Genomic DNA, 20,524 nt, shown 5'->3' with positions numbered 1-20,524 from the left:
CCTCAGGACAGAACAAACTCAAAAGACCACTGCATCCCCGACAAAGGGAAAATCTCCACACACACGTCAAAGGCTTCTGCAACGTCTTCCTCGGGATATCGAGCGACGAGTTCTGCGCTTTTTGCCCGTTCCCGCCGAGGCCGCACACTCGGGAAAGGCCCGAGGACCTGAATCCCCCGTGCTTCAAAGAGCTCCTTTGCATGGAAAAGAACCCGAAAGACGGCTTCCTTATTCCGGGAACGAACAACGAACCGAACAAGCCGCACGAAAGGAGGATACCGAAGAGACCTCCTTTTTTCAAGAGCATCGGCATAGAAAAGGGACCAGGGTTTCAGGAACTCTGGAAACCGTCTCAAGCTTTCCCGGCTCCCCTGAACAAGAACCTGAGCGTCCGGGGGGAGGAGACGCAATACCTTTTGCAGGCGGATGTACAGCTGTTCCCAGGCACCGATTTCCGGCAGAGATAGCCACTCATCGAGAGAATGCACCACGAAAAGGGAAACCCGGGGGAGAAGGTCTTCCCTCAAAAGAGCACTGGTGCCCACAAGAATTGAAGGGGCTGCAACCTTCCCCATCCATCCTTCCTCTTCGATTTCGGGGTCTACTCGCTCAGAAGGTACACCAGGAAAGGTTCGCTGTACCTCCTCAAAAACCCTCTCCACTCCCTGCCCCCACTCTCCCCACTGGATTCCCCCACACGACGGGCAGGTACTCTCAGGAGTCAGGCGGAAGTGACAGAGGGGGCAGACAAGCAGCGCAAGATCCTTGTGATACCGCAGAGCAATACCACAGGAAGGGCAGGTATAGTAGAAACCACATTCCCGGCAACCCAGGGCCGTGGCGTACCCGGTTTTCTGCACCCATATGAGCACAATCCCCTTCCTTTCCACCACCGAGACAATAGCCCGTCGAACAGGCGGGAAAAGGGCGAAATTCCTCCACAAGCCTCTGGCGACAACTCCCTGAACGTTCCTTGTACCAGAAGACGGGATAACCCCTCCGGGTTTCACCTTTCCCTCCCTCCACCGGAAGTACACCCGCAGAGAAGGAAGAGCACACACGATGTGCAGGCATTCCCCAAAGTGATGTGCCCGCTCTTCCATAACCTCTCCAATATCGTAATGGGGTGCTCGATCGGCAACGTATCCCTTCTCCTCAGGATCAAAGAGCACAGAAAGGCCAAGACTCTGGCAGGGAAACACGAAGGCCGAAAGCCGAGTTCCCACCACAGCGTCGAAATCACCCTCGAGAATTCGCCAGAAAGCAACGACTCTCTCCTTGGGACGCAGACGACTGTCATAGCGGATGAGCGACATGGAGGGGAAGTGCTCTCTAAGGAAAGCGCAAAAAGCATCCACCTTTTGCAAATCGGGGAGAAGGAGAAGGGCCTTTTTCCCCTCTTCCCAGGCTTTCACTAAGATATCCCGAAGGAAGGCCTTCCGTTCCTCAAGACGAGGGATTTCCCAGAAAAAGCACTCCCCAGGGGTACGAGGAGAGTCTCCAATTTTCAGAAATTCTCTTTCCAGACGGAGAATGCCATCCTTGAGGAATCGCTCGAGGTCCTTAGCGGAGACACGGAATCGCTCGAGGAAAAGGAAGAGATTCATTCCCTGGGGCGGCAATACACCAAACCTTTTGCAGCACTCCTGGACGTTCTCCCCCGCAAAAACTCGAAATCCCAAGTACTTCCTGGCGGATTTCCCAAGGGGGGGAAAGAACGATGCCAGTACTTCCCCCAAGGGAGAGAGGTACAGGAGAGAAAGCCTTCGGGAAAACCCAAGAAGGGTAGAGGGAAAGGGAGGAAAAGGAAGCACCTCGCGAATTTCCTTGAGGCCCGGGAGTTCCTCGCCCCCCTCCTCCACCACCCATCCGGTCAGGATCTGACCGTGGAAATCCACTTCCACGGTGCTTCCAGGAAAGACCTTGTCCTGGAGATCCAGGGGAACAGCATAGGAGAAGGTCCGAAAAAGAGGTAGAGGAAGAGCGACTTGGACAATACGCCTCATGAGAGGAAGTGGGATACCAAGTGCTCAACAATCTTCTCCGCAACATCTACCTTCTCAAGAAGCGGAAACGCTACCTCATTCCCCTTCCGATCAACAATCCACACCCTGTTCGTTGAGGTAGCAAACCCGCTCTTCTGACCAACGAGGTTGGCAACAATCATGTCCAGGTTTTTCGCCACAAGTTTCCGCCTTGCTTCTTCAAGGACGTGGTCTGTCTCAGCACAAAACCCCACAAGAACCTTGTTCCCCTTCTCCTTCCCAACTTCTCCAAGAATATCGGGATTCGGAACAAGGGGAAGCACCAGGGGTTCATGACCTCGCTTGATTTTCGTAGGAGCGAAAGAGGCGGGGCGGAAATCGGAAACTGCGGCGCTCATCATAAGCACATCGCACCAGTCAAAAGACGCCAAAACTGCTTCCCGCAGCTCCAGCGCACTTTCCACCCTGGTGAGTTCTATTCCCGAGGGGGGACGAACGGAAAGTGCCCCGGAGATAAGCCTGACCTCTGCTCCCCATGCTCGACACGTGCTGGCCAGAGCACATCCCATAAGCCCGGTTGAGGGGTTAGAGAGAAAACGTACTGGGTCAATCCACTCCCGGGTGGCCCCTGCGGTGACCAGGACCCTCTTTCCCGCAAGAGACCGGGGAACATGGAGGGCACAGAAAACCTCTTCAACGAGCTCCTCAACTTCCGGTAACCGCCCTTCCCCTTCCTCCCCACAGGCCAGCCTTCCCGAAGCGGGAGGGACAATCCGTACACCCCGCTCCTGCAGAATCCTCAGGTTCTCCTGAACCACCGGGTTTCTCCACATACTGACATTCATTGCCGGCGCCAGAAGGACCTTTCTCGGTTCCACAAGGAGCAGCGTACTCAGGAGGTCATCAGCGATCCCGTGGGCCATCTTTCCAATGATATTGGCTGTTGCAGGGGCCACAAGAATCAGGTCATGGTTTCGAGGAAGGACAATATGCGCAAGGGATGCTCCTTCCTCAAAAGAATCCACGTATACCCTCTGGCCCGTTACTGCCTCAAAGGGCGCCTTGCCGACTATCTGGAGAGCATGCCGCGTCATACAGACGGTAACCAGAGCTCCTTTCTCTGCCAGATATCTTGCAAGACTCACAACCTTATAGGCCGCAATGCCCCCGGTGACCCCAAGAAGGATTCTCTTCCCCTGGAAGAAGGAGGAGGGATGGTAGGCGATCATTCTTCGGCAAACTCGAATTGAATTTTGTCCTCAAGGAATTCCTGGAGAGCAATAAAAAGCGGCTTATGAGGTTCTTTGAGCTCCACAAGGGGATGGGCACCCTCGTTCAGCTGTCGGATACGTCGTGCCACAACCAGCGAGAGAATATAAGCATTCCCTGCCTTCTTCACCAGGTCATCGATGGAGAACATCACATGCCTTCACCTCTCTCGAATCCGGCAACGCTCGGCAATGATGATGGCGCAGAGTCGCTGTACAGCCTCCTCAAAGTCATCATTCACCACGAGGTAATTGTAATCCTTTATGTGCGCCATCTCAAGATTGGCATTGGTCATCCGGAGAAGGATTTCGTCCTCAGGATCTGTATTCCGCTTACGGAGCCGTTCCTCGAGCGCCCGAAGTGACGGGGGAGCGATGAAGATGAAAATCCCTTCCGGGCAACTCTTCTTTACCTGGAGCGCTCCTTGAACATCGATTTCCAGGATAACGTCAAACCCTTCCCGCCACCACTCCTCAATAGGACGGCGAGGAGTTCCGTAGTAGTTCCCGTGGACTTTCGCCCACTCAATGAACTCCCCCCGCTCTTTCATCTCTTCGAAGGCTTCAGGAGTCACAAAGTAATAGTCAACCCCCTCCACTTCTCCCGGACGGGGAGGGCGCGTGGTGCATGAGACAGAGTATTTCAGGCCACTGCAGCGGTTCATGACCTCCTTTCGAAGGGTGCTCTTCCCCACTCCTGAAGGCCCAGAGATAACAAAGAGGAGACCCGCCATCGCACCTACTCCACGTTGTGGACTTGTTCCCACATGCGCTCAAGAATTGCCTTGACATCCACCACAAGAGAGGAAATCTCCGCACAGGGAGACTTCGAGCCTATGGTGTTGATCTCACGATGCATTTCCTGAAGAAGGAACTCGAGTTCCCTCCCCAGAGGCCTGTCCTGGTGAAGGAGGCTTTTTGCCCTCTCCATATGGGCTTTTAGCCGAACAATTTCTTCATGGATATCGCTTCTTGTGACGTAGAAAAGAACCTCCTGGAGCAGGAGCTGCTGGTCCACTTTCTCCTGGGGAACGACCTCCTGAACCCGTCTGAGGAGCTTCTCATAGTAGTAATCCCGAACCGCGTTCGACTTATCCTCAATGGCAAGGACCTTTTCCTCTGCTTCGGCAAGCCGTCGCTCAAGATCTTCGCGGAGTCTCTCACCCTCCTGCTTTCGGTGTGCCAGAAAGGCCTGCAGAGCCTTTTCAAGAGTGGGGAGAAAGCGATCCCACTCCTCAACCCAAACTCCCGTGTCCTGCTTAAGCTCCACAAGGTCCCCAAGCTCGAGAAACCATTCCACCTTGGGCTCAAAAGGTAGGGCCAGGGTCTCCGAGAGCTTTCGAAGTGCCGCAAGGTAAGCCTGCGCCAGAGGAATGTTAACCTCGACCATCGAAGCCTCATCACGGGGCTCAAAATCAACCCGGAGCTCGACTTTCCCCCGGGACACATGCTGCCGAACAAGGGTGCTGATTTTTTCTTCCCAGAGCACGAGCTCTCTGGGGAGCCGCAAGGCCACTTCGAGAAACCGGTGGTTCACGCTCTTCACGTACACCCGGTAGGCGCCTAGAGCGCCCTCTCCTTCAGCATATCCGAACCCCGTCATGCTGCGCATTGGAGAAACTCCTTTACAAAAAGACAACTTGCCACTATATTATGGGAAACCACAATGCTCTGTCAATGAGAAACCATGAGGACCTTAGAAGGTCTTGCCCTGCGGAGACTCGTCCAAGAAGTCAAAGCTACTGCGAGTGGAGGGAAAATCCAGAGGGTAACCTTTCCCAGTGACTGGGAAATCAGTATTGACCTTGCCACATCCTGGGGACCGCGAGGGCTCCTCGTGAGTGCCCATCCAGAGCTCAGCGTTTTCGCCCTTTGCCCTTCCTTCGAAAAAGGGGAACCCCCAAAGACTGCCTGGCAGAAACTCCTCCACAAGTACCTCGTGGGAGGGAAAATCCTCTCCTTTGCCCAAGTTGGGTGGGACCGGGTGGTGGAGGTACTCATCTACAACCCCACCCTGTGGGAGAAGGAAACCGAATTCGTCCTTTTTCTTGAGCTCACCGGTCGGAATGTTAACCTGATTCTTGCCCGGAACGATCCGGAAAGGACGATTCTCGGAGCCCTTCGGCAGGTGACACCTGAAGAAAACCGCTGGCGGAGTATTCTCCCTGGAATTCCCTATACCCCTCCTCCAAGACAGAACAAACTCGACCCCCTCGAGTTTGCCAGAAATCCTTCCCTTCCCAGAGTGAATGACGTCGCTCACTGGTGCCTGCGCAACCTCGACGGCTTTGGCCCCTTTCTCTCCAGTGCGGTGGCCGAGCTCTCCGAACGCTTAGAAGGCGGATTTCAGGAGGCCTTGAGGCAAGTCCTCAAACCCCTTGAGGAAGAAACGGGGACTTTTCTGGTTTTCCTCTCCGAAGAGGGGCAGCCCCTGGGTGTCTTCTGGGAAAATACCTCTCTCCTCTCTTCCCCCCACGTGTACTCCTTCTCCTCTCTCAACGAGGCCACCGCCTTTCTGCTTTTCACCTTCCGGGAGTATATTCTCGAGGAGACAGCAAGAAGACAGCAGAAAAAAAACCTCCGGGAAGACCTGGAATTCATCACCAGGGAAATCCAGAAAATTGACGCTCTCCTTCCCAGAGAAGAGGATATTGAACTCCTCCGCCTCAAAGGCGAACTCCTCAAAATCCTGCCACATCTTGAGGTCCTTGAGAGAACCAGCGAGGGCATACGAGTCCGAAATCCCCTTACCTCCTCTCCAGTCGAGGTTTTCATTGCCCTTTCTCCTGCCCTCTCCCCTGGGGAGAACATGCAGGAGTACTTTAAAAAATATCGAAAAATGAGAGAGCGGCTGGCAAGACTTCAAAAGAAACGGCAAGAGCTTGAGGCAAGGAAAGAGAGGATACTCGCCCTCCTTGAAAACCCTCAGGCTCTCGAGAGTACTGCGCAACCAAAGGAAGACCGGAAAGTTGCCACTGGTATCATCCGTTTCCGCACACCCTCGGGAAACGAAATATGGGTGGGGAAAAACGCATGGGCAAACCGCCTCCTCGTGCGCATGGCATCGCGGAACGATTACTGGTTCCATGTCCGGGACCTGCCGGGAGCCCATGTCATCCTCAAAGCTTTCCATCCCGAGACACTCCACGAGGACATCCTCAGAGCAGCCCAGGTAGCTGCGCACTTCTCGGCAGGGAAATTCGAGGGAAAGGTTGAAGTGGCCTGTACCCAGGTAAAGTACCTCCGGGCCCTTCCAGAAAAGGCCGGGGGGAAAATCCTCTATGAGCGAGAAGAAACCTTCCTTGTCGCCCCTTCCTGTCCCCAGGAACTCACAAGAGTCTAAGCAATTGGAAATAGGAGCTCAAAAACCCCCTCATATCCTCGGGAAGAGCAGCAGCAAACACCATCCGCTTGCCTGAGACAGGATGCCGGAAAGCAAGGGTAAAGGCGTGAAGTGCGGGACGAGTGAAAAACTCTCCTGAGCGCTGACTCCCATACAGCACGTCTCCAGCAATAGGAGTACCCAGGGCGCTGAGATGTACCCGGATTTGATGCGTCCTACCGGTTCTGGGCTGCACAAGAAGGAGGGAAAAGCCTTCTCCTGAGACCAGGGGGATAATACGAGTTATGGCACTCTTTCCCCCGCTCTGCACCGCCATTCGCAGCGGGTTTCGTGTGTCCCGCCCGATGGGGAGGTGAATGGTGCATCCCTCTCTAAACTCCCCTTCTACAACGGCGAGATACGTTTTTTCGACTTCCCGGTTTTTAAAGGCCCGCACAAGCTCCACATAGGCCAGATCCGATTTTGCCACCACCATAACTCCTGAGGTATCCTTGTCCAGACGATGCACGATACCCGGGCGCAGCGGAGCACCATACCGAGCAAGAGGTACGCGAAGATACACCAGAGCGTTCACCAGGGTTCCTCGCTGGAAAGGAGAGACCGGATGCACAGTTACTCCGGGTCTTTTATTGAGCACAAGGATATGGTCGTCCTCGTAAAGGAAGTCAAGAGGGAGCTCCTCGGGAAGGACGAGAAGTTCACCCCCCTGGGGCCAGGTGATTTCCAGAAGGTCCCCGGGGCGCACCAGGGCACTGGGCTTTCTCAGAGGGGTTCTGTTACAGGAAACGTACCCTTCTTTCACCATGCGGGCGAGAAAGGCCCGGGAGAGGTGGGGAAAGTGCTCTCGAAGCCACACATCAACTCGTTTAAAGCCCTCATAAACCAGGATCTTTTCTTTCCTCACGATGGAGAAAACTCCAGACAATCCCTATAACGCCAGCAACAATAAAGATGTCAGCCACGTTGAACGTCGCCCAGAAAGATGGTTCGATGAAATCCACAACATACCCGCGCCACAGACGATCAATGAGGTTTCCCCAAGCCCCTGCGAGGTACAGAGACCCCCCAAGGAAGAACGGCAATGAACGAGAATGTCTTCTGGAAAAAAGGGCAAGGAGCAGGAAAACCGTAACGCCCACCGTCACCACAACGTGCTGGGGACGGTCCAAGAACTGCAGCCCAAAAGCACTGGCAAAATTTTTTCGAAGACGCAACTCAAGGACCCGGGAAATGACCGGAACGCTCACCCCTTGAAGACGCTCTTCAGCCCACCACTTCGTTATCTGATCGCAGAACACGCCCAAGAACCAGAGAAGAAAGAACGCTATCTTTCCCACTGCCCTACTTGCTCATCCTTCCTTCATCGTGCAAATCCTTTAGGGAGAAACGGACCACTTCAGGTGCCTCGTCTTTTTCCTGAGGCTCTTCCCTCTTCTCCTCTCGGAATTCCTCACTCAGGCTTTCTTTCTCAATACTCTCAATAAAGGTCTGCAAGAGGGACTTGAAACGAATCTGGAAAAGACGGTACCTCTCAAAGAGACCCCGGTATGCGGCTTCGATTTCCCGTTTCCGTTCCAGGGCTTCGTCGACAATCCTTTGTGCCCGGAGTTGAGCTTCTTTGACAATCATCTGCGACTCACGCTTGGCCAGTTCTTTTTCCACTTCGACCTGCTTTTTCCATTCCTCAAGCTGGAGTTGCATTTTCCGCAGGTACTCTTCTTGTTCGGAAAGCTTCCGACGAAGCTCGCGGTTCTCTTGAAGCATCTTTTCCTTCTCTTCAAGAAGGAGAGCAACCTGTGTCGCCACCTCTTCCAGAAATTCCCGGACTTCCTCCTCGTTGTATCCCCGGAAAGACCGGCTGAACTCCACTTCCACAATATCCTCAGGTCGTAGCGCCAATGCCCTCACCTCACCCCAAGGAAAGCTCCTGAGCCCTCTGATACGCCGCCTTTACTCCCTCCATAAGAATCCCACGAAAACCCGCTCGTTCAAGAACGGAAAGGCTGGCTATTGTCGTTCCCCCGGGAGACGCCACGAGATTCTTCAAAACTCCGGGGTGAAAACCCTTCTCCTTGAGAAGGAGTGCTGTCCCGAGAACCACCTGCGTGACAAGACGCAAACTCTTTTCCCAGGAAAGACCAGCCTGTACCCCTCCGTCCATCAATCCTTCAACAAAGAGCGCCACAATACCGGGACCGCTCCCACTCAAAGCGGTAAGCAGGTTTATTTCCTCCTCGTTTGTCTCAAAGACCCACCCCAGTGAAGCAAAGAGAAAAAGAAGCTCCTCCCGGTATGACTCGGGGATCTCAGGAGAAAAGACAACAGGAACAACTCCCTCTCCCACCTCCACACAGAGGTTTGGCATGATCCGGACAACGCCCACAGAGGGCGCGAGGTACTCCCGCAAATTCTGAAGAGGAACTCCAGCAACAACCGATACCAGAACTCCTTCCTGCCACGAAGAGAGAAGTCGAGCCGCTTCGGGAACATCTTTGGGCTTCACCGCAAAGAAGACGAATTTTGGGGAATAGAGAAGAGGGTGTTCCACCCACTCAACACCGCAGGAGGCTGCAAGGTTTTGAGCTCGTTCCGGCACGCGATCAAAGAGGAGAAAACGGTATTTCGTATGCCACTTGTCCCGGACAAGACCTCGAACAAGAGCACTCCCCATATTGCCACATCCAATAAACAGGATATTTTCCCTCATTCATGTCCTCCTCTCGCCGAAAATTGCCCTTCCCAGACGAATCATCGTTGCTCCTTCAAGAATGGCCAGATGGTAATCGTCGCTCATCCCCATGGAGAGTTCTGTCAGGAAGACCCCAGGGATATTCAGGGCGTTCACCATGTCTTTGAGCTCCCGGAGGCGTCGGAACACCCGACGGATGCTCTCCTCACTCTCCCCCAGGGGTCCGATGGTCATCAGCCCCACAATGCGCAGTTCTGACAAAGTGGCGATTGCCCTCACAAGTCCAGGGAGCTCTTCCTCTCGCACTCCCCCCTGGGTTTCCTTTCCTGTGAGATTTACCTCAAGAAGCACCGGATATCCACCCCGTCCAGCACTTCTCAGGCGATGACTCATCTCCTTCCCGAAATCTTCCCGGTCCAAGGAATGGACGCAGTGGAAGTGCTCGAGAATCTTTTTAATTTTATTCCGCTGAATACGACCAATGAAATGCCACTCCACATCCATCCCCGCAAAAACAGGCATCTTCTTCATTGCCTCCTGGACGCGGTTCTCACCGAAAATGCGTATCCCGCATGCCAGGGCTTCTGCCATGCACTCCGTATCCACACCCTTGGTCACGGCAACAATCTTCACTTCCTGAGGGTCTCTCCCAGCCTTTTCACAGGCGGCAGCAATGGTTTCCCGCACCCGTTCGATGTTCCGGCCCACAGAGTCCTTCATGTGACCGTCCCTCCCCATCCCTAAGAGCCCAAAGACGTACAACGCTCCAGGGTTTCAACCCTTCTCTCCAGGGAAGCCTCGGCCACTCATGCTCATCCCGCCCCAAGGCAGAAAGGATTCTCCGCCAGGAGGGAAGGGAAAGGAATCGTTCACCCTCAAGGAGTTCAGGAAGGCATCTTGCAAGCGCTCGATCCCCCCGGGCAAGGATGAGCTCCACCCATGCCCTGCGAGGGCTTTCTCCAGAAAAAGCAACCCGCATTTTTCGAAGCCCACGTTCGAAAACCTCCTTTTCCCTCTTCCAGCGCCCAAAGGACTCGGCCCTGCAATCCTCCAAAAACGTGTGGGGCTTGGGGATGAGGAAACTGTAGGAAACCCAGAGCCGAGAAGGAGAAGGAATAAGGCGAACAAGACGGGCCAGGAATTCAAGGTCGGCTTCAATGGATGTTGCATCAGGCTTCCCAAGCATAAAGTAGAGCTTCACCCTGGCAAAACCTACCCTGAGGCATTCGAGAATCAGTTCCAGCCAGTCATCGTTGGAAAGCCCCTTCCCCAGAAAAAGTCGGAATGAAACGTCCCCAGTCTCTGGAGCAAGGGTGATGGTCTCAAGTCCTCCTTTGCGAAGGAGCTCCAGAAGGTCACTTCGCCCATAAAGGTCCTTCCCCACAAGGGACGAAAGCGTAAGCTTTTTCCCAGAACTCCGGAGGAAATGCACCACTTCAGGGAAAGCGGGATACCCCAGAACATCAGAACCCACAAATCCGACTTTCTCCGGTTGCCACTCCAGGACCTTACGAATCATGCTGAGGACGAGCTCCAAAGACCTCTGGCGGAAGGGTGCGTAAATGCAGCTTCCAGCGCAGAAACGACAGCGGTACCGGCAACCCCTGTTGAGTTCCACAAGAGCTGTGTTCCGGAAATACGCAAGGGGAGTGTAAATAAAGGTCCGCGTCTCGAAATCCTCGAGGTTCGCCCACTGACGGCACACAGGGAAAGGCACTCCATGGGACGTCTCGAAGGCCCGAAGGACACCTCCCTCATACACAGGGGTGTAGAACTCCGGGACATAAACCCCGGGAATACGGCTCAGGGCAAGCTTCACTTCCTTCCGAGTCGCTCCCCTTGCTCTCCAGAAAGCCCACACCGCGAGAATCTGAGGAAGAATGACTTCTGCCTCTCCAACAACTGCGACATCCACAAAGGGAGCCACAATCTCTGGATTCAGCATAACCAGTGGACCACCGACGAGGACAAGAGGGTCTTCTTCCTGTCGCTTCTCGACAAAGAGGGGAATGTGTGCCTGCTGCAGCATGAGAAGGAAAGGAAAGACATCGAGCTCAAAGGAAAGGGAAAAAGCAGCAAGATGAAACTCCCTCAGAGGCAAATGTGCAACAAGGGACCGGGAACCGGTGTCGCTGAAAAACCGATCCCCCCACCACCCTGAAGCCTCAGAAAGAATACGAAAAAGCGACTGGAAACCAAGATGTGCCATTCCGAGACTGTAAGCCCCAGGAAAACAGAGGGCAAGACCGTACTGTCCGCTTCGCGGAAGGGGAAGGCCCCGCTCATTTACCACAGCAATTCTACGGCTTTCTGGTTTTACGGAGAAAAGCTGGTGCATCAAGGTCCTCAGGAGGAAATGCCTCGGAGAATTCCGGGGGCTGGGTTTCTTCCATCTCCTGGGCATGGTCAAATCCCGTGGCAATAACCGTGATTTCGAGCTCGTCCTTGAGGTGGTCATCGATCACCGCGCCAAAGATGATATTCGCCCCTTCCGAAGCAGCACCGCTTATGACTTCAGCGACCTGACTCACTTCCCAGAGCGTGAGATTCGCTCCCCCCGTCACGTTGAAAAGAACCCCCTTGGCTCCACGGAAGGGAATCTCAAGAAGAGGGCTTTCCACAGCCATGCGGGCGGCTTCTCTCGCTTTGTGCTCCCCCGACGCTCTCCCCACTCCCATGAGGGACATCCCAGCGTTTTCAAGAACTGCCCGCACGTCAGCGAAGTCCAGGTTGATGATTCCCGGAACCGTGATGAGGTCAGCAATGCCCTTCACACCCTGAAGCAGAACATTATCCACAATGCGGAATGCCTCCTTAAGGGAGACCGAACTATCCACAACCTGGAGTAACCGGTCATTGGGAACAACAATAAGGGCATCGACGTTCTGCCGCAAAAGAGCAATACCCTCCTCAGCCTGACGCATCCTCTTCGGGCCCTCGAAAGAGAAAGGTTTTGTCACCACAGCAACGGTGAGAATGCCCAGCTCCTTGGCAATTCTCGCAACAACCGGTGCACCTCCTGTACCTGTTCCCCCTCCCATGCCTGCGGTGATAAAAACCATGTCGGCTCCCTCGAGAACTTCAAAAATTTTGTCCCGGTCTTCCTCTGCGGCCTTCCGTCCGATTTCAGGATTGGCCCCCGCCCCAAGCCCCCGGGTGAGCTTTGCCCCAATTTGGAGCTTCACATCCGCCAGGGAACGGCGCAGCACCTGCACATCGGTATTCACGGCTACAAAGGTCACACCTTTGAGCCCGGCCTCAACCATCCGGTTCACCGCGTTTCCGCCGCCCCCACCGACACCGATGACCTCTATCCTTACCTCTCCATTGGTCGATTGACTCCGCCGTAACGCCATTTTCCCCAACCCCCGTCCATTCCTCACTCCATCATAAAGTAGTCTCTGAGGCGTTCCACAAACCAGAATCTCGCACGATGCAAACCCTCAAAAAGGTTTGATCGCCTCTTCTGCACGGCTTCAAGAACAGCAAGCTGCAGAAGTCCACAGGCGGTGGAAAATATCGGGCTGGTGATGGCCTGCACCATGCCAACGTAATTCGTGCTTTCGGGATACCCCAGTCGAACAGGAACTTTCAAGAAGGACGAAGCAAATTCCGCAATACCATCAAGGAGCGCCGTGCCTCCGGTGAGCACTATGCCCCCCTGAAGGAATTTCCCCCATCCTGACGAGCGAAGTTCCTGGGCAAGAAGGGCAAAAATCTCCCGGACTCTCGCCTCGATGATCTCACAGGCATATTTCCGGCGCACCGCCTGGAGTGCCGCTCCTCCAAGGTTCCGCACTTCCACAACCTCGTCATCAGGAATGTGTCGGCTGAAAGCACAGCCATAGTGAACCTTTATCCGTTCCGCCTCATCCCGTGATGTGCGCAGACCAACGGCAAGGTCAGAGGTAATGTGTTCTCCCCCAACAGGGAGTACTTTGGAGAAGCGCGGGCTCCCTCCGTAGAACACTGTGACGTCCGTTGTCCCACCCCCAATGTCCACCAGAGCAACACCGATTTCCTTCTCAGTGGAGGAGAGCACGGCCAAGGCAGACGCGAGAGGCTGGAAAGCAATCCTCGTCACATCAATGCCCGCCTGCTGAAAGCTTTTCATGAAGTTGTGGAAGTGGTTTTCTTGAGCAAGAACGAGGTGGGTACGTACCCGAAGCTGCGTCGCCACCATGCCTACAGGATCAGCAACACCTTTCTGGTCGTCCACAATGAACTCCTGCGGGAGGAGATGCAGGACTTTTTGCGCTTTCAGGTCGACCTTGGTCTTGGTGCTTTCAATGACGTTCTCTGTATCCCTTTCAGTAATTTCCCGCCCTCCTCGCCCCAGAAAGAGTTCACCTTCGAGATTCAGAGAAACCACACAATCACCGGCCATACCGGCATAGACAACGTCAGGGGGAACCTGGGCAACTTCCAGGGCTGCAAAGAACGAGTCCCGGAGGGCCCGTGCCACTTTCCCGATATCGACGATGCGACCCTTCCGGATTCCCTGAGAGCTACTCAAACCGACCCCCAGAATTTCAAGAGCAGAGCCTCGCTTTCTCCCAATGAGTGTACAGATCTTGCTCGTGCCGACATCCACAGCCCCCACGGTAAGAGAGCTTCCTTGAGTCTTTGACCAAGCCTTCAAAAGCCCTCACCTTCACCCGGTGCAATCACCATGTCCTCCCCTGGACGGAGATCAAATCCCCGGACTCTCAGGGATTTTATCCGCACGTCCCGCAAGTAAGACCGGAGGAGTACGGCTTTTTTTCGAACGTTCGAGGCCCCCTCGCATTTTATAACTATACCATTTTGGAGCCGCAAAATAAACAGCCTCTCATTTACCGCCTCGATTTCACGAAGCGCCACGTCGAATTCCTTCTGCCACACTTCAACAAGGTCCAGAACCTCAGAGAGCAGTCCTCCCTCCTGGGAACGAAGCACCACCCGTATGAGCTCGTCCTCAGCAACCCCCACACAGGGCACCTTGACCCCTTCCCGATCAAGACAGAAGGGTGCTCCCTTCCCCTCAACCAGGATTTCAGGCCTGCGCTCCTCGATAACCACTCGAAGTTTGTGGGGGAAAACCCTTTCTACTCGAACCCACCGAATCTGGGGAATCTGTTGCAACCGCCGCTCGATTTCCCAGGATCGGACGGCGAAGATGTTCGTCCTTCCTTCTTCAATCTGGAGGAGTTTTCGAATACTTTCCTCCTTGAGGAACTGACACCCCACAACTTCCACAACATTCACGCGGAAAAGAGCACTTCTGAAAAGAAGCGCAAAAACCCCGAAAGAGATGCAGCCCACAAGGAGGTAAAAAAAAAGATTTCAAAGAAGGCAAAGGTTCTTCTGGTCATCGCCAGAGTTCCACCTCGTTCTCAAGCCATATTCCCGTCCGGCGATAGACTTCCCTCCGAACCCACTCCATAAGGTACTCAACCTGCCAGGCTCGAGCTCCCCCAAGGTTCACGATGAAATTCGAATGCTTTGGAGATACCTGGGCCTGGCCAAGGCGAAGCCCTTTACAGCCGGCCTGCTCAATGAGACGGGCAGCGTACTCCCCAGGAGGGTTGCGGAAAACGCTTCCTGCCGAGGGCAACTCAAGAGGCTGGGAATTCTTCCGCAGAAGAGAGAAATATCGGACCTTTTCCTCGGCCTGCTTTCTCTCTTCCGGAAATAGCTGGAACACTACCTTAACAACAACCATGAACCCTTCTCTGAGATTCGACCCCCGGTAGGAAAAGGAAAGCTCGTCTCTCCCCCACCAGCGCATTTTCCCATTCCTCTCTCGCACAAGCACCCGCTCAACGAGCTCCCCCACCTCTTTTCCAAAACATCCCGCGTTGAGGACGACCGCACCCCCAACGGTTCCTGGAATTCCTGCAAGGAACTCACAGCCCCCAAGACCATGCTCCATGGCAAACTGCACCAAATGGCCCAGAATCACCCCTCCACCCGCCTCTACCTGTCCCCCAGAAAGAAGCGAGCACTCGGCAAGGCGGCCTCCAAGGCGGACCACAATCCCTCGAAAACCTCGATCGCTCACCAGGATGTTCGACCCTCTCCCCAGAACCCGCCAGGGAATCTCAAGCCGGTCACAATGGTCAAGAACCGTGGTGAGTTCTTCTTCACTCCTCGCCTCAACAAGGGCGAGGGCTTTTCCCCCAATACGCCAGGTCGTCAGTGCCCACATCTCGGGGCCTTTCAGCCACCAGATTCCAGAAAAAGAACGCAGTAACTCCTCCACTCTCTCCTCTATGCTGTGAGCATTGTTCCAACCTTCCATACGTCTCCCGCACCTATGGTGAGGATTGTGTCGCCCTCCCGAGCCATCCGGAGGCATACTGCTGCAGCTTCTTCAAAGGTTGAAGCAAGATGAACGTGGGGGAAACCTGAGTTCACAAGTACCCGAGCAACGAGCTCCGTCGAAACCCCCGGGATGGCTGGTTCTCCCGCAGAGTAAATTGGGAGCAGCACTACATAATCCGCGAGTTCCAGGGCTCTGGCCATCTCTCGATACAGCCTCTTCGTTCGGGTATACCGGTGAGGCTGAAAAACCACCACAACTCTCCCTGAGGTTTGCTCCCGGGCCGTCTGGAGAACCACTCTGATTTCCGTAGGGTGGTGGGCGTAGTCATCCACCACCATGGCACCGTTCACCGTCCCCAGGCGCTCGAACCTCCGCTTGACCCCTCGGAAAGCCTCCAAAGACCTGGCGATAACCCTTACTCCAATACCAAGTTCCATCCCCACAGCAATACAGGCCAGGGCGTTGCTCACATTGTGGCTTCCAGGAACGCGGAGCGAGAAAACAGCTACACGCCGGTTGTGACGAAAAACTTCAAAAGAGGATCCTCCCTCTCCCCTGGCAATGACGTTCCCCCGATACTGCACTCTGGGGTTCTCCATGCCATAGGTGATCAGGGAGGGGAAGCTCTGTGCTCCAAGGACATCCTGGATACCGGGATGGTCTCCACAGACTACCCGGAACCCGCCTTCCTTCACGTTCCCCAGAAAACGGGCAAAAGCCCTTTTCTCCTCCTCCATGCTCCCGTAGAACTCCACATGGTCATCCTCGATATTCGTCACTACCGCACAGAAGGGGCGAAGCTTGAGAAAGGAGCCATCACTTTCATCGGTCTCGGCAACGAAGAATTCTCCCTGTCCTGATTTCGCGTTCCCCCCAATGTCCTCAAGTTCTCCCCCCACAAGGACGGTGGGACTGAAACCTGCAACCTCAAGGAGAAGGGAAATCATGGACGTTGTGGTTGTCTTCCCGTGGGTTCCAGCCACGGCGATACCCTTTTTCGGGTTAAATAGGAGGGCCAGTATGTCCCCCCGGTGGAGCACCGGAAGTCCCCTCTCCCGGGCTGCCACAAGCTCCTCGTTCGAGAGAGGGATAGCTGAAGATACCACCACTGCCTCCACACCCTCAATCTGTTCCGGTCGATGACCAACAAAAACCTGTACACCTCGAGCCCGGAGGCGGCGCACGGCTTCATTCTCCACAAGGTCTGACCCGCTGACAATGTGTCCCCGTTCGTGGGCCAGAAGGGCAAGCCCACTCATGCCTGTTCCCCCAATGCCGATAAAATGCAGCCGCCGGGGGAGAACACTCCAACTTTCAGAACTCTCAGAAAAAACCCCGCTCAACATCCTTCCTCCCCTGGTAGATCAAGGATTTCCCGAGCAATGCAGGCAGCACTCTTTCGAAATTGCACACGTCGACTTTCGCTTTCCGGAAAACCCGAGGGCCTGTTGAGCAATCGCAGGAGCTCCCGTGCCAGAAGAGGCCCCCGGAGCTCTTCCTCAGAAAAGACCACGGCAAGGCCCTGTTTCACGAGCCACTGGGCATTATACCACTGGTGATTTTCCGTCGCCTCCCGGTAAGGCACAAGAATGCTGGGGATACCAAAGAAAAAAAGCTCCGTGACGGTGTTGGCCCCGGCCCGGCAAAAAGCAACATCTGCGGCAGCATAGGCCATTCCCATGGCATCCAAAAACGGAAACACGCGATAAGGAAAGGGCTGTTTTTCAGCGTATTCTGCGATCGGGGCAAAGTCTTCTACTCCGGTGATATGGACCACTTGGATCATCTCTTTGGGAAGAAAGTCAAGGGCTTCAAGGAAGACTCGATTCAGGAAGCTCGAACCCCGGCTCCCTCCAGCAACAAGAAGAGTTTTTCTCGATTTGGAAAGACCAAGAAGAGCACAGGCCTCCTCTTTTTTTCCTTCCCAGGCCACAACTTCCTCCCGAAGAGGATTCCCTGTCACTTCGACCCTCCCCCGAGTCCTCAGGTACTCCTTCGTCTCCTCAAAGGAGAGGAAAACCTTCCTCGCCCATCGAGCAACAACACGATTGGCAAGACCAGGATAGACATTCTGTTCGTGAAGGTAAATAGGAACACGAAGAATTTTTGCCCAAAGTCCTCCCAGAAGAGAGAGGTAGCTCCCCATGGCAAAGAACGCCTGGGGACGATACCAGAGAAAATACCAGCCCATGGCACAGAATCCCAGAAAGTTCTCTCCGAGCATTCGGAACATTTGCAGTCCAATGCGCCTGTTCCAACCCCGTGCCGAAACGTAGAGAACCGGAAAACCACGGGAAGCAACAACCCCGGCCTCAAGACCTCTCCGGGTACCGAGGAAGAATACCTTGTGGTCTCCAAGCTCTCTAAGCTTTTCCGCCACGCAAAGAGACGGGAACACATGGCCTCCCGTTCCCCCTGCAGCAATGAAAATCCTCACCTACTCCACCTTCCGCTTTCTCCTTCGAGCAACGTTGAAGAGAATCCCAATTTCTCCAAGTGTCACAAAAAGCGAAGAGCTCCCGTAACTCACAAGGGGTAGGGTAATGCCCGTCACCGGGAGAAATTTGAGCACTGCTCCCATGTTGATCAGCGCCTGGAAGAGAATGCTCGCCACAATTCCCATGCTGAGAAGCGCTTCGAATTCATTGTCGCTCTGCAGAGCGATACGCCATCCTCGCCAGAGGATGACGCCAAAGAGGACCACCACAAGCGCCGTTCCTACGAAACCAAGCTCTTCTCCAATGATAGCGTAAATAAAGTCAGTGTGCCGGTCGGGCAGAAAGAAAAACTTCTGGCGACTCTCCCCCAATCCCCTCCCCCACAGTCCCCCGGACCCCAAAGCAACAAGGGACTGGAGAATATGGAATCCCTTTCCCCGGGGGTCGCTCCAGGGGTTGAAGAAGGCTATAATGCGGTCCATCCAGTAATCCTTTCCGAAGAAGAGGAGGAAAAGCCCCAGGGGGGTAAGCACAGCGGCGACAAGGAAGAGATGGGTGATATTCCCCCCACCGAGGAAAATCATAACCAGAGCCAGAAAAAGCAGGAATAAAGCTGTACCGAGGTCCGGTTCAAGAAGAACGAGAAGACACATCGTCCCGACGAGGATGAGGAAAGGCACCACACCCCTCCAGAAGTCCCGCACCCTTTCCCTGTAGGTCACAAGCGCATCTGCCATGTAGAGGATAATGGCGAACTTCGCAAGCTCTGAAGGTTGAAAGTTCAGCGGTCCAAGGTCAATCCAGCGGTAGGCACCGCCTCCAGCCCGTCCTATTCCAGGAACAAAGACGAGAAGAAGCAGCAGGAAGACGAAAAGGAGGAATTTTTCGCTCATCTTCCGGAGGCGTTCCAGAGAAAGAAAAGTCGTCCCAAAGCATCCCAGCATCCCAAGGCCAAGGGCAAGGAGATGGCGTTTGAGGAAGAAAAAGACGTCTCCATAGGCGTAGAGCGCAGTAGTCATGCTGGCACTGAACACCATAAGGGACCCAAAAAGAGAAAGGATGAGAACGGCCCAGAAAAGCACCGGATCGACTTCCCACCACCACTGCACTTTCCAGAGCCGAGCCTCATACGCCTCAAGAAGGCTCCGGAAATGGACCTTCCTCCAGAGCATGGACAAGGGCTTTGAAATGTTCCCCTCGAACTTCAAAGTTCTCATAGGCATCCCAGCTCGTGCAGGCCGGAGAAAGCAACACGGTATCGCCCGGTTTTGCTTCCCGGCAGGCAATCTTCACCGCTTCTTCAAGAGACTCCACAGAAAACGACCGTACCCTGGGTGGCAAGAAGGCCTCAATGGTCTTCCGGGAAGCCCCATACACCACAACACATCTGATCTTTTCCAGAGCAAGGACCCCAGTGAGCTCGCTGAAATCGGCAAGCTTTGCTTTCCCCCCCAGGATAACGATTAAGGGACCAGGAAGTGCCTCAATAGCAACCCGCGTCGAGGAAGGCGTCGTGGACTTTGAATCATTGTAGTAGGTAACCCCATTCCACTCACCAACCCGCTCAAGACGGTGAGGTAGACCCTGGAAGGACCGTAATACCTCCTCAATGGTTTCCGGCTCCACTCCCAGGATTCTTGCCACCGCCACCGCCATGAGGATGTTCTCCCGGTTGTGATGTCCAGGAAGAGAACACCCTTCAAGAGAGAGAATCTTTCGGGGAGGTACGCCACCCTCAAAGACTGCGTCTCCCACAGCGCACAGACCTTCAAAGAGACGGACCCCAACCCCAAGCGGCATTACCCGGCCCCTTGCTGTGCGACACCACCGCGCCTGCCACAGGGGGCGGGACAACGGAAAAAGCGCCCAGTCCTGAGGGCGCTGGTTGAGGAATATGCGGCCTTTTGCCTGGAAGTATTCTTCCATGCTGGAGTGGTAGTCAAGGTGATTTGGATAGAGGTTGAGAATCCCCGCGATGGAGAAGCGAGCAGTGTACACCCGCTCAAGCTGGAAGCTGCTGAGCTCTACAACCCCAATCTCCGGGGGTTTTGAGAGAAGGACACTCTCAATGAGAGGAGTTCCAAGATTCCCCCCCACAAAGACATCCCACCCGGCTCTTCGAAGGATCTCCCCGACAAGGGAGACAGTGGTGCTCTTGCCACAGGAACCGGTAATCCCCACAAGAGGGAAGGAGATATACCGGGAAGCAAGCTCGATCTCGCTGATAACTGGAACTCTCTCCTCCTCAAAGCGACGAACCACAGGATGATCAGGGTGGACACCGGGACTCACCACGCATTCCTCCACCAAGGGGAGGATACTCTCGACTTCCCGGAGGGTGATGGGGGTTACCAGAGGGCTTCCGGAAAGCCAGTCAGGAAGATCCTTTTCCTTGAGCTTATCGTCAAACACAAAGACCCTCTCCCCCTGACTGAGGAAGAAACGAACCACCGCAAGTCCCGTCTTCCCAAGACCAATGACGCAATGCACCAAA

General features: G+C 54.6%; 20 protein-coding genes. 1 reads left to right on the top strand and 19 read right to left on the bottom strand.

Annotation, left to right across the window (positions count from 1 at the left end):
• Positions 1 to 2: 2 nt before the first annotated feature.
• Genes ACPT9Q_RS10315 through ACPT9Q_RS10295 form a run of 5 tightly spaced genes read right to left on the bottom strand, consistent with a single transcriptional unit; the run spans position 3 to position 4,865 of the window.
• The gene (locus ACPT9Q_RS10315) at positions 3 to 2,006 is read right to left on the bottom strand and encodes a hypothetical protein (RefSeq protein WP_427365777.1); all 2,004 of its coding nucleotides are present in this window, start codon (positions 2,004 to 2,006) and stop codon (positions 3 to 5) included.
• Complete coding sequence (coaBC, locus tag ACPT9Q_RS10310; protein WP_017872719.1) at positions 2,003 to 3,214, bottom strand: bifunctional phosphopantothenoylcysteine decarboxylase/phosphopantothenate--cysteine ligase CoaBC; 1,212 nt, start codon at positions 3,212 to 3,214, stop codon at positions 2,003 to 2,005. The genes ACPT9Q_RS10315 and coaBC overlap by 4 nt, the downstream gene beginning before the upstream one ends.
• Complete coding sequence (gene rpoZ / locus ACPT9Q_RS10305; protein ID WP_017872720.1) at positions 3,211 to 3,405, bottom strand: DNA-directed RNA polymerase subunit omega; 195 nt, start codon at positions 3,403 to 3,405, stop codon at positions 3,211 to 3,213. The genes coaBC and rpoZ overlap by 4 nt, the downstream gene beginning before the upstream one ends.
• 9 nt (positions 3,406 to 3,414) lie before the next feature.
• Positions 3,415 to 3,987 carry a guanylate kinase gene (gmk, locus tag ACPT9Q_RS10300; RefSeq protein WP_017872721.1) on the bottom strand — a complete coding sequence of 191 codons (573 nt, stop codon included), beginning with the start codon at positions 3,985 to 3,987 and terminating at the stop codon, positions 3,415 to 3,417.
• A gap of 5 nt (positions 3,988 to 3,992) precedes the next feature.
• Positions 3,993 to 4,865 (bottom strand): YicC/YloC family endoribonuclease, encoded by an 873-nt coding sequence (locus ACPT9Q_RS10295; protein WP_017872722.1) that lies wholly within the window; start codon positions 4,863 to 4,865, stop codon positions 3,993 to 3,995.
• A gap of 75 nt (positions 4,866 to 4,940) precedes the next feature.
• On the opposite strand from ACPT9Q_RS10295, the gene ACPT9Q_RS10290 reads away from it, so the two are divergent.
• Entirely contained in the window at positions 4,941 to 6,596 is a 1,656-nt protein-coding gene (locus ACPT9Q_RS10290) for an Rqc2 family fibronectin-binding protein (protein ID WP_427365776.1), read from the top strand.
• On the opposite strand, the gene ACPT9Q_RS10285 is transcribed toward ACPT9Q_RS10290, so the two are convergent.
• From ACPT9Q_RS10285 to murD, 14 genes are all read right to left on the bottom strand, one after another.
• Entirely contained in the window at positions 6,583 to 7,500 is a 918-nt protein-coding gene (locus ACPT9Q_RS10285) for an RluA family pseudouridine synthase (protein ID WP_017872724.1), read from the bottom strand. The genes ACPT9Q_RS10290 and ACPT9Q_RS10285 overlap by 14 nt on opposite strands.
• Positions 7,472 to 7,933 carry a signal peptidase II gene (gene lspA, locus ACPT9Q_RS10280; RefSeq protein WP_017872725.1) on the bottom strand — a complete coding sequence of 154 codons (462 nt, stop codon included), beginning with the start codon at positions 7,931 to 7,933 and terminating at the stop codon, positions 7,472 to 7,474. Before lspA ends, ACPT9Q_RS10285 begins: the two co-directional genes overlap by 29 nt.
• 4 nt (positions 7,934 to 7,937) lie before the next feature.
• A complete protein-coding gene (locus tag ACPT9Q_RS10275; protein ID WP_427365775.1) occupies positions 7,938 to 8,504 on the bottom strand; it encodes a DivIVA domain-containing protein in 567 nt (188 codons plus the stop codon).
• 1 nt (position 8,505) lies between these two features.
• Positions 8,506 to 9,303: a pyrroline-5-carboxylate reductase gene (gene proC / locus ACPT9Q_RS10270; protein ID WP_017872727.1), complete on the bottom strand. Its 798-nt coding sequence runs from the start codon at positions 9,301 to 9,303 to the stop codon at positions 8,506 to 8,508.
• Positions 9,304 to 10,005: a YggS family pyridoxal phosphate-dependent enzyme gene (locus tag ACPT9Q_RS10265; protein ID WP_017872728.1), complete on the bottom strand. Its 702-nt coding sequence runs from the start codon at positions 10,003 to 10,005 to the stop codon at positions 9,304 to 9,306.
• Positions 9,944 to 11,623, bottom strand: coding sequence for a radical SAM protein (locus ACPT9Q_RS10260; protein ID WP_427365774.1), 1,680 nt, complete (start codon positions 11,621 to 11,623; stop codon positions 9,944 to 9,946). The genes ACPT9Q_RS10265 and ACPT9Q_RS10260 overlap by 62 nt, the downstream gene beginning before the upstream one ends.
• A complete protein-coding gene (gene ftsZ, locus ACPT9Q_RS10255; RefSeq protein ID WP_026137245.1) occupies positions 11,586 to 12,641 on the bottom strand; it encodes a cell division protein FtsZ in 1,056 nt (351 codons plus the stop codon). The genes ACPT9Q_RS10260 and ftsZ overlap by 38 nt, the downstream gene beginning before the upstream one ends.
• Positions 12,642 to 12,664: 23 nt before the next feature.
• Positions 12,665 to 13,888 (bottom strand): cell division protein FtsA, encoded by a 1,224-nt coding sequence (gene ftsA, locus ACPT9Q_RS10250; RefSeq protein ID WP_017872731.1) that lies wholly within the window; start codon positions 13,886 to 13,888, stop codon positions 12,665 to 12,667.
• Between the two features lie 35 nt (positions 13,889 to 13,923).
• The gene (locus ACPT9Q_RS10245; RefSeq protein WP_017872732.1) at positions 13,924 to 14,532 is read right to left on the bottom strand and encodes an FtsQ-type POTRA domain-containing protein; all 609 of its coding nucleotides are present in this window, start codon (positions 14,530 to 14,532) and stop codon (positions 13,924 to 13,926) included.
• Positions 14,533 to 14,635: 103 nt separating this feature from the next.
• On the bottom strand, positions 14,636 to 15,529 hold the full coding sequence (gene murB / locus ACPT9Q_RS10240; RefSeq protein WP_427365773.1) for a UDP-N-acetylmuramate dehydrogenase: 894 nt from the start codon (positions 15,527 to 15,529) through the stop codon (positions 14,636 to 14,638).
• Between the two features lie 8 nt (positions 15,530 to 15,537).
• Positions 15,538 to 16,851: a UDP-N-acetylmuramate--L-alanine ligase gene (murC, locus tag ACPT9Q_RS10235; RefSeq protein WP_427365772.1), complete on the bottom strand. Its 1,314-nt coding sequence runs from the start codon at positions 16,849 to 16,851 to the stop codon at positions 15,538 to 15,540.
• An 80-nt stretch (positions 16,852 to 16,931) separates the two neighbouring features.
• A complete protein-coding gene (gene murG, locus ACPT9Q_RS10230; RefSeq protein ID WP_017872736.1) occupies positions 16,932 to 18,029 on the bottom strand; it encodes an undecaprenyldiphospho-muramoylpentapeptide beta-N-acetylglucosaminyltransferase in 1,098 nt (365 codons plus the stop codon).
• Positions 18,030 to 19,202, bottom strand: coding sequence for a putative lipid II flippase FtsW (gene ftsW / locus ACPT9Q_RS10225; RefSeq protein WP_017872737.1), 1,173 nt, complete (start codon positions 19,200 to 19,202; stop codon positions 18,030 to 18,032).
• Positions 19,165 to 20,520 carry a UDP-N-acetylmuramoyl-L-alanine--D-glutamate ligase gene (murD, locus tag ACPT9Q_RS10220; RefSeq protein WP_017872738.1) on the bottom strand — a complete coding sequence of 452 codons (1,356 nt, stop codon included), beginning with the start codon at positions 20,518 to 20,520 and terminating at the stop codon, positions 19,165 to 19,167. Before murD ends, ftsW begins: the two co-directional genes overlap by 38 nt.
• Positions 20,521 to 20,524: the final 4 nt, after the last annotated feature.

The organism is Candidatus Caldatribacterium saccharofermentans, assembly GCF_050267035.1.
Taxonomy (GTDB): Bacteria; Atribacterota; Atribacteria; order Atribacterales; family Caldatribacteriaceae; genus Caldatribacterium; species Caldatribacterium saccharofermentans.
Note: the sequence above shows the minus strand (reverse complement) of the source record. Positions and strands in the feature narration are given on the sequence as shown.

Excerpts from the sequence above, each read along its gene's own strand:
- ACPT9Q_RS10265 (WP_017872728.1), bottom strand. The coding sequence starts at position 10,005 with ATGAAGGACTCTGTGGGCCGGAACATCGAACGGGTGCGGGAAACCATT.
- coaBC (WP_017872719.1), bottom strand. The coding sequence starts at position 3,214 with ATGATCGCCTACCATCCCTCCTCCTTCTTCCAGGGGAAGAGAATCCTT.
- ACPT9Q_RS10260 (WP_427365774.1), bottom strand. The coding sequence starts at position 11,623 with ATGCACCAGCTTTTCTCCGTAAAACCAGAAAGCCGTAGAATTGCTGTG.
- gmk (WP_017872721.1), bottom strand. The coding sequence starts at position 3,987 with ATGGCGGGTCTCCTCTTTGTTATCTCTGGGCCTTCAGGAGTGGGGAAG.
- proC (WP_017872727.1), bottom strand. The coding sequence starts at position 9,303 with ATGAGGGAAAATATCCTGTTTATTGGATGTGGCAATATGGGGAGTGCT.
- ACPT9Q_RS10295 (WP_017872722.1), bottom strand. The coding sequence starts at position 4,865 with ATGCGCAGCATGACGGGGTTCGGATATGCTGAAGGAGAGGGCGCTCTA.
- rpoZ (WP_017872720.1), bottom strand. The coding sequence starts at position 3,405 with ATGTTCTCCATCGATGACCTGGTGAAGAAGGCAGGGAATGCTTATATT.
- ftsZ (WP_026137245.1), bottom strand. The coding sequence starts at position 12,641 with ATGGCGTTACGGCGGAGTCAATCGACCAATGGAGAGGTAAGGATAGAG.
- murC (WP_427365772.1), bottom strand. The coding sequence starts at position 16,851 with ATGAGTGGGCTTGCCCTTCTGGCCCACGAACGGGGACACATTGTCAGC.
- ACPT9Q_RS10290 (WP_427365776.1), top strand. The coding sequence starts at position 4,941 with ATGAGGACCTTAGAAGGTCTTGCCCTGCGGAGACTCGTCCAAGAAGTC.
- ftsW (WP_017872737.1), bottom strand. The coding sequence starts at position 19,202 with ATGCTCTGGAGGAAGGTCCATTTCCGGAGCCTTCTTGAGGCGTATGAG.
- ACPT9Q_RS10315 (WP_427365777.1), bottom strand. The coding sequence starts at position 2,006 with ATGAGGCGTATTGTCCAAGTCGCTCTTCCTCTACCTCTTTTTCGGACC.